The sequence below is a fragment of the Polaromonas sp. P1_G4 genome, assembly GCF_056405475.1.
On record NZ_JBFUCA010000220.1, the window covers coordinates 1 to 6,597 of the forward strand.

Sequence of the window (6,597 nt, forward strand, 5' to 3'; positions counted from 1 at the left end):
TAGCCGCCCTCAACAAAGAGCACGTCCTGAAAATCAGCCACAACCTCAAAAGAAATTGCTATTAATTGGATAGCTGCTTGCGCCCATGTCTATTGGTCCGGGGATCGATAAGACTATTAATTGGCAACCGTAAACCGGCGCCGAATATGCCGCGCGTTTTCAATTTCGTCCACGATGGCCACAGCCAGGTCAGGCACCGAAATACCGGCCGGCTTGTCACCCTGGCCGGGCAGCAGATCGTCCGCACCCAGCCGGTATTTGCCGGTGCGCTCGCCGGGTGCCAGGCCGATAGGGGGCGAGACAAAGCTCCAGTCCAGCGAGGTTTCGAGCTTGAGCTGGTTCAGCGCCTCGCGTGCGGCGAGCGCGCCCTGCTTGTATTGCGCGGGAAACTCAGGCGTGTCCACCAGCTGCAGGCCCGGCGCCACATACAGGCTGCCGGCACCGCCGACCACTAGCAGGCGTTTGACACCCGCCTGCTTGACGCCATTCACGATGGCTTTGCTGGCCTCCAGGTGCAGGTCGTGGATTTTCGGCTCGCTCCAGCCCGGGTTGTAGGCGCTGATGACGGCATCGTGGCCCGCCGCGGCTTTGGCCACCTGGCCGGCATTCAGTGCGTCGGCGGCGACCACGGTCAGGCCGGTTTGCGGGGTGACCTTGCCGGGGTTGCGGGCCAGCACGGTGACTTTGTGGCCGCGGCTTAGCAGTTCGGAAAGAATAGGTGCGCCGATAAAACCTGTGGCGCCGATCAGTGCGATGTTCATAAAAACTCCTGCGGGTTAAAAGAGCCTCTAGTGTCATTACTTCACAACGCTCTGAATAGACGGCAAAATTCGCTAACACTGTGAAGTAGAGCTAACTAATGAGCGATAAATCCATGGACCAGCTCAAGCGCATGGCCATTTTTGCCGAGGTGGTTGCCAAGGGGTCCTTGACTGCGGCGGCGCGGCAGCTGGGCATGACGCCTTCGGCCGTGAGCCAGCATTTGCGGCAGCTTGAGCAGTCGCTCGGCCTGGCCCTGCTGCACCGGTCCACGCGGCGCCTGACACTGACAGAAGCGGGTGAGCGCTACCACGCTGGTTGCGCCGCCATGGTGGCGGCTGCGCGCTCGGCGGAACAGGCGCTGGTGCGGCTGCGCGACGAACCCGAAGGCGAGCTGCGCCTGGCCGCGCCGGCCGGCTTTGGCGGCCTGCTGGCAGCGGCGCTGGCGCCGCTGCGCGGCTACCCCCGGCTCACGCTGCGCCTGTTGCTGGACGACAAGCTGGTTGACCTGATCAGCGAACGCGTGGACATCGCGGTGCGCGTGGGCGAGCTGGCCGACTCCAGCCTGGTGGCACGCAAGCTGGGCAATATGACGCGCCAGCTATGCGCCTCGCCGGCCTACCTGGCCGAACGGGGCTGGCCCGCCACGCCGCAGGATTTACTGCGCCACGACTGGCTGGCCAGCAAACCCAACAGCAGCAACAGCGCGGACATGCTGGAGCTGCTGGGCCCGTCTGGCGAACGCGCAACCCTGAGGCTGGAAGGCCGGGTGCAGGCTTCGCAGGTCACGGCGCTGCATGCGCTGGCCATAGCCGGCTGGGGCATCAGCATGGGTGTGAGCGAGGACGACCGCAAAGCGATGACCGAAGGCCGCTTGCTGCCGATATTGCCGGGCTGGCGCATGGCGGATGTTCCGGTCTACGCCGTCACGCCGCGGCGTGGTGAGCAGCCGGCCAAGGTGCGCTACGCGTTGGAGCTGCTGGCGGCCTGGTTCCTGGGCGTCAGGCCTGTTGCGGACGCGGCCTGAGCACCAGCCCGCCCAGCATCACACAAGCCAGCGCGGCCACTACAAACGCGACGCCGGCCCATTGCCAGGGCGTGACAACCTCGCCCAGTACCAGCATGCCGGTGGCCAGGCCCACCACCGGCACGCCCAGGCTGAAAGGCGCGACGCGATTGGCCGGGTGGCGCTTGAGCAGGTTGGTCCACAGGCTGTAGCCCAAAATGGTGGCCGCCCAGCCAAGGTAGGCTACAGCGRCCCAGCTGGAGGCACGCGCTTCCATCCAGTGCCAGCGCGCGGCCTCGGGGTCGAAGGCCCAGGACAGAGCGGCAAAGGGCAGTATCGCCACCAGGCTGCTCCAGACCACAAAGGCCAGCGGCGAATAATCGCTGTAGGTCTGCTGAACGCGACGCGCCACGATGTTGGACATGGCCCACATGGCCGCCGCGCACAGCGTAAGCACAAAGCCCAGCGGCGTGGTGGCGCCCGCGCCATTGGCGCCCACGTAGTTGAGCGCAAAGCAGGCCAAGCCCAGCGCCGCCAGCACCAGGCCCGCCTGCAGCGGCCGGCTGGCGCGCTCATGCAGCAGCACAAAGCCAAAGAGCGCCGTCCAGAACACCTGGGTCTGCTGCAGCACCGAGGCCAACGCCGCGGTCATGCCGACCTTGAGCGCCAGAAACAAGATGCCGAACTGGCCCACACCCTGAAAAAGGCCGTAGAACACGATCCACTTCCACGCGATTTTGGGCGGGCGGATCAGCAGCGCCAGCGGCAACACGGCAAACACATAACGGGCCGTGCCCAACTGAAAAGGCGTGAAATCGCGCAGCGCGAATTTCATCACCACGAAGTTAACGCCCCACAGCACGACGACCGTGAGGGCGGCCGCCAGATCGCGGCCCGTCAGAGCATTGGGCTGCATCCGCGCAAGACGTGAAGTCAGCCCAGCTGCATGGAGCGGGCTGCATCCAGGTGCGCTTTGACGCGCTGGGCCAGCGCGACGTCGCCGGGGGTCTCTGGCCGCCATTCCTGGGCGGGCAAGGCCTTGCCGTCCAGGTCTACCGCAACAAACACCACCAGGCATTCGGTGATGACCTGCATCTGCCCGACTTTCATGTCGCCGGCGCGCACTTCCACCGAGATGTTCAGGCTGGTCGTGCCGGTATAGGCCAGGCGGGCTTCGACTTCGACCAAGTCGCCGATCATGATGGGGCGCTGAAAACGTATGCTGCCCACCGACACGGTGACGCAATAACGTTTCGCCCAGCTGGTGGCGCAGGCGTAGCCGGCTTCGTCAATCCATTTCATGACGGTGCCGCCGTGCACTTTTCCGCCGAAGTTGACGGTGCTGGGTTCGGCCAGGAAGCGGAGGGTAATGGAGGACATGGGGGCTGCCGGTAGTTTTATGAGGTTCTTATGCGTGCTGCCAGGCGATGCCGGCGACACGCATCATATTGTCGCCCATCACACCTTCGATCTCGGTTGCGCTCAGGCCCACCTGGCGCAGCGCTTCGGGCAGCAGTTGCCAGGTTTCAACCGGCGTGTATGTCATGCGCTGTACGGCGCGGTCATAGCCAGCCGATTTGGGCCACCAGTAGGTGGGATCGTAGTCGCCGGGAGGGTTGTCATTGAGCTCATCCTGCCGGAAGCTGATGTCCAGGCCGATGCCCGCATGCTGCGCGCCGACCAGGCCCGCCACATAGGCCACATGCCGCGCCATGTCATCGGCTGTGGGGGTGCGTGTGCCCAGGAAGGCAGAGACGCCCGAGACGCACACCACGCCGCCGGTTGCGGCGCAGGCGCGTATCTGCTCGTCGGTGATGTTGCGCCCGTGCTCCACCAGCGCAAGCGGGTTGGCGTGGCTGAAGATCACCGGCTTGGCCGAGGCAGCCATGATGTCCAGGCTGCAGCGGCGGCCGGTGTGCGAGCAGTCCATCAAGAGGCCCGCCTCGTTCACAGCCTGCACCATGCGCACACCCAGCGGCGTGAGGCCGCGTGCTTCGTCGTGACAGCCGTCGGCCACGCTGTTGTTGCGGTTGTAGGCGAAATGGATTTGCCGCACGCCGAGTTCGCGGTACAAGGTCACCATATCGGGCCGCTCCTGCAGGGGCATCGCGCCTTCCRGGTCAAAGCCGATGGCAAGCTGGCCCGCCGCCGCGGCCTCGCGGATCTCGTCCACACTGGACACCAGCCGATAGCGCCCGGGGTTCGCGGCAATCTTCGCGCGGAAGGCCGCAATGACCGCCATGATTTGCGCCACCGGGTTCATGTCCATGCCGACATTGACGGACACATAGTTCACGCCCGCAGTGCGCAACGCGTCCATCGGCGAAAAATCGGCTGCCGGGTGCAATGGCAGGCAGGCGTGGGCTTCCCAGTGGATCATGGCGTGGCGTGTGGTGTTGAAGAGAAATTAAAGCATGCGGCGCTGCGGCGCGCCAGACCTGCCTGGTAACGATTTACGCCGTGGCGGATACGTCGGCCGCTGCGCGGCGTTTGAACCCGGTGGAAGCCTCCATCAGGCTCAGCGTATAGGCATTCGTGACTTTGTGTGCCGCCAGGTCGGCCGCAGGCAGCATCTCCACCGTCTGGCCGCGCTGCATCACCATCAGCCGTTCACACAGGTGCGTGACGACGGCCAGGTCGTGGCTCACCATGACGAAAGTCAGGCCGCGCCTGCGGCGCAGTTCTTCGAGCAGGTTGAGCACCTCGGCCTGCACCGAGGCGTCCAGCGCCGAAGTGGGTTCGTCCAGCAGCAGGATTTGCGGCTCGAGAATCAAGGCGCGCGCAATCGCGATGCGCTGGCGCTGCCCACCCGAGAGCTGGTGCGGGTAACGAAAGCGAAAGCCCGTGCCCAGCCCGACTTCTTCCAGCGCACGTTCGATGCGCGCCTCTGCGTCGTCGATGCCGTGAATGGCCAGCGGCTCGGCGAGGATGCGGTCTACGGTGTGGCGTGGATGCAGTGACCCGTACGGGTCCTGAAACACCATCTGCACCTGCCGCCTGAAGGCCTTGCTGCCGGGTGCGCTGTCCTGGCCCAGCAACTTGACCGTGCCGGCCGTGCGCGGCGCGAGCCCGCAGATGGCGCGTAGCACGGTGGATTTGCCGGAACCCGATTCGCCGACGATGCCGAAGCTTTCGCCGGGGTTCACGACGAAGGAGGTATCGGCGACGGCGACAAAGCTGTCGTACACCACGCGCAGGCCGCTGACTTCCAGGCCCAGCGATGCAGATGAAACCACGGCATTCACAGCGCCCACTCCGGTTGACGGTCCAGCGTGGCCAGCGGATGCGTGGACGCGCCCAGCTGCGGCAGGCAGGCCATCAGGCCGCGTGTGTAGGGGTGCTGCGCATTCGCCAGGCCGCCGGCAGCCAGCTCTTCCACAACCCGACCGGCGTACATCACGAGGATGCGGTCGCAGAAGGTCGACACCAGCCGCAGGTCGTGCGAGACCAAAATCAAGCCCATGCCGCGCTCAGCCACCAGCGTGTCGAGGATGGCCAGCACCTGCAGTTGTACCGTCACGTCCAGCGCCGAAGTCGGCTCGTCGGCGATCAGAAGGTCCGGGTCGGCGATCAGCATCATCGCGATCATCGCGCGCTGGCCCATGCCGCCGGACACCTCATGCGGGTAGAGTTTGTAGACGCGCGCCGGGTCGTCGATGCGCACGGATTCCAGCGCGGCGAGTGCGCGCTTTTTTGCTTCCGCCGACGAAACACGGGTATGGGCTTGCAGCGTCTCCACGATCTGTGCGCCTATGGTCATGACGGGGTTCAGCGAAAACTTCGGATCCTGCAACACCATGGCGATGCGGCCGCCGCGCAGYTCGCGGCGTTGGGCGGGCGGGCAGTTGAGCAAGTCCATGCCGGCGAACTCAAGACACYTGGCGCTGATGCGGCCTTCCGGTGCGGTCAGCCCCATGATGGCGCGGCCGGTTTGYGAYTTKCCCGAACCCGACTCGCCCACGATGCCCAGGCGCTCRCGGCCCAGCGTRAAGGACACGCCGCGCACCGCCTCGGTCATGCCGCCGTCACGGCGCGGAAAGCTCACGCGCAAGTCGTCGACCACCAGCAGGGGCATGTTGGCGCCCGTCATTTGGCGGCCTTCGGGTCCAGCGCATCGCGCAGGCCGTCGCCCAGCAGGTTGAAGGCCAGGCTCACGACAAAAATCGCCGCGCCGGGCGCGGCGGCCACCCACCACTGGTCCAGCACATAAAGACGCCCATTGGCGATCATCGCGCCCCACTCCGGCATGGGCGGCTGCGCGCCCAGGCCCAGAAAACCCAGCCCGGCGGCGGTCAGGATGATGCCGGCCATGTCCAGCGTGACGCGCACGATCACCGACGACACGCACAGCGGCATGATGTGGCCGAGCACGATGCGCCAGGGCGATGCGCCCAGCAGCCGCACGGCGGCGATGTAGTCGGTCTGGCGTATCGTCAGCGTTTCGGCCCGCGCCATGCGCGCATAGGGCGGCCAGGAGGTGATGGCGATCGCGATCACCGCGTTCTGGATGCCGGGGCCCAGCGCCGCGACAAACGCCAATGCCAGAATGAGACGCGGAAACGCCAGAAAAATATCGGTGATGCGCATCAGCACCGCATCGACCCAGCCGCCGGCATAACCCGCCACGGTGCCCACGATGAGGCCCAGCGGGGCTGCCAGCACCGCCACCAGAATCACCACCATCAGCGTGATGCGCGAGCCGATGATGATGCGCGAGAGGATGTCCCGCCCCTGGTCATCGGTGCCGAACCAGTGCGCCCACGAAGGCGGCAGCAGGCGTGTGGTGCGCAGGTCGCCGGTGTAGGCCGAATACGGCGCGAGCAGGTCGGCAA

Annotated in this window: 8 protein-coding genes; 1 reads left to right on the top strand and 7 read right to left on the bottom strand. The window is 65.7% G+C overall.

The genetic code is table 11. From position 1 onward, the window contains the following. Positions 1–116 precede the first annotated feature (116 nt). Complete coding sequence (locus AC1D1X_RS12450) at positions 117–761, bottom strand: NAD(P)-dependent oxidoreductase (protein WP_477670647.1); 645 nt, start codon at positions 759–761, stop codon at positions 117–119. 98 nt (positions 762–859) lie between these two features. On the opposite strand from AC1D1X_RS12450, the gene AC1D1X_RS12455 reads away from it, so the two are divergent. After that, entirely contained in the window at positions 860–1,786 is a 927-nt protein-coding gene (locus AC1D1X_RS12455; protein WP_477670648.1) for a LysR family transcriptional regulator, read from the top strand. Here the strand turns inward: AC1D1X_RS12455 and AC1D1X_RS12460 are convergent. The 6 genes from AC1D1X_RS12460 to nikC all read right to left on the bottom strand — a co-directional run. Continuing rightward, entirely contained in the window at positions 1,761–2,681 is a 921-nt protein-coding gene (locus AC1D1X_RS12460; protein WP_477698368.1) for an EamA family transporter, read from the bottom strand. The genes AC1D1X_RS12455 and AC1D1X_RS12460 overlap by 26 nt on opposite strands. A 17-nt stretch (positions 2,682–2,698) precedes the next feature. Further along, the gene (locus tag AC1D1X_RS12465; RefSeq protein WP_477647199.1) at positions 2,699–3,145 is read right to left on the bottom strand and encodes an acyl-CoA thioesterase; all 447 of its coding nucleotides are present in this window, start codon (positions 3,143–3,145) and stop codon (positions 2,699–2,701) included. A gap of 28 nt (positions 3,146–3,173) precedes the next feature. Further along, complete coding sequence (locus tag AC1D1X_RS12470; protein WP_477698369.1) at positions 3,174–4,145, bottom strand: dipeptidase; 972 nt, start codon at positions 4,143–4,145, stop codon at positions 3,174–3,176. 73 nt (positions 4,146–4,218) lie between these two features. Beyond that, a complete protein-coding gene (locus tag AC1D1X_RS12475; RefSeq protein WP_477670752.1) occupies positions 4,219–4,983 on the bottom strand; it encodes an ABC transporter ATP-binding protein in 765 nt (254 codons plus the stop codon). A gap of 23 nt (positions 4,984–5,006) precedes the next feature. Continuing rightward, positions 5,007–5,855 carry an ABC transporter ATP-binding protein gene (locus AC1D1X_RS12480; RefSeq protein WP_477698370.1) on the bottom strand — a complete coding sequence of 283 codons (849 nt, stop codon included), beginning with the start codon at positions 5,853–5,855 and terminating at the stop codon, positions 5,007–5,009. Continuing rightward, positions 5,852–6,597 (bottom strand): nickel transporter permease (gene nikC / locus AC1D1X_RS12485; protein ID WP_477698371.1); only part of this gene is annotated, 746 nt, incomplete at its 5' end. The genes nikC and AC1D1X_RS12480, both read right to left, overlap by 4 nt.

What these genes read in the sequence shown, in the direction of transcription:
- AC1D1X_RS12450 (WP_477670647.1), bottom strand. Translation starts at nt 761, where the DNA reads ATGAACATCGCACTGATCGGCGCCACAGGTTTTATCGGCGCACCTATT.
- AC1D1X_RS12455 (WP_477670648.1), top strand. Translation starts at nt 860, where the DNA reads ATGAGCGATAAATCCATGGACCAGCTCAAGCGCATGGCCATTTTTGCC.
- AC1D1X_RS12465 (WP_477647199.1), bottom strand. Translation starts at nt 3,145, where the DNA reads ATGTCCTCCATTACCCTCCGCTTCCTGGCCGAACCCAGCACCGTCAAC.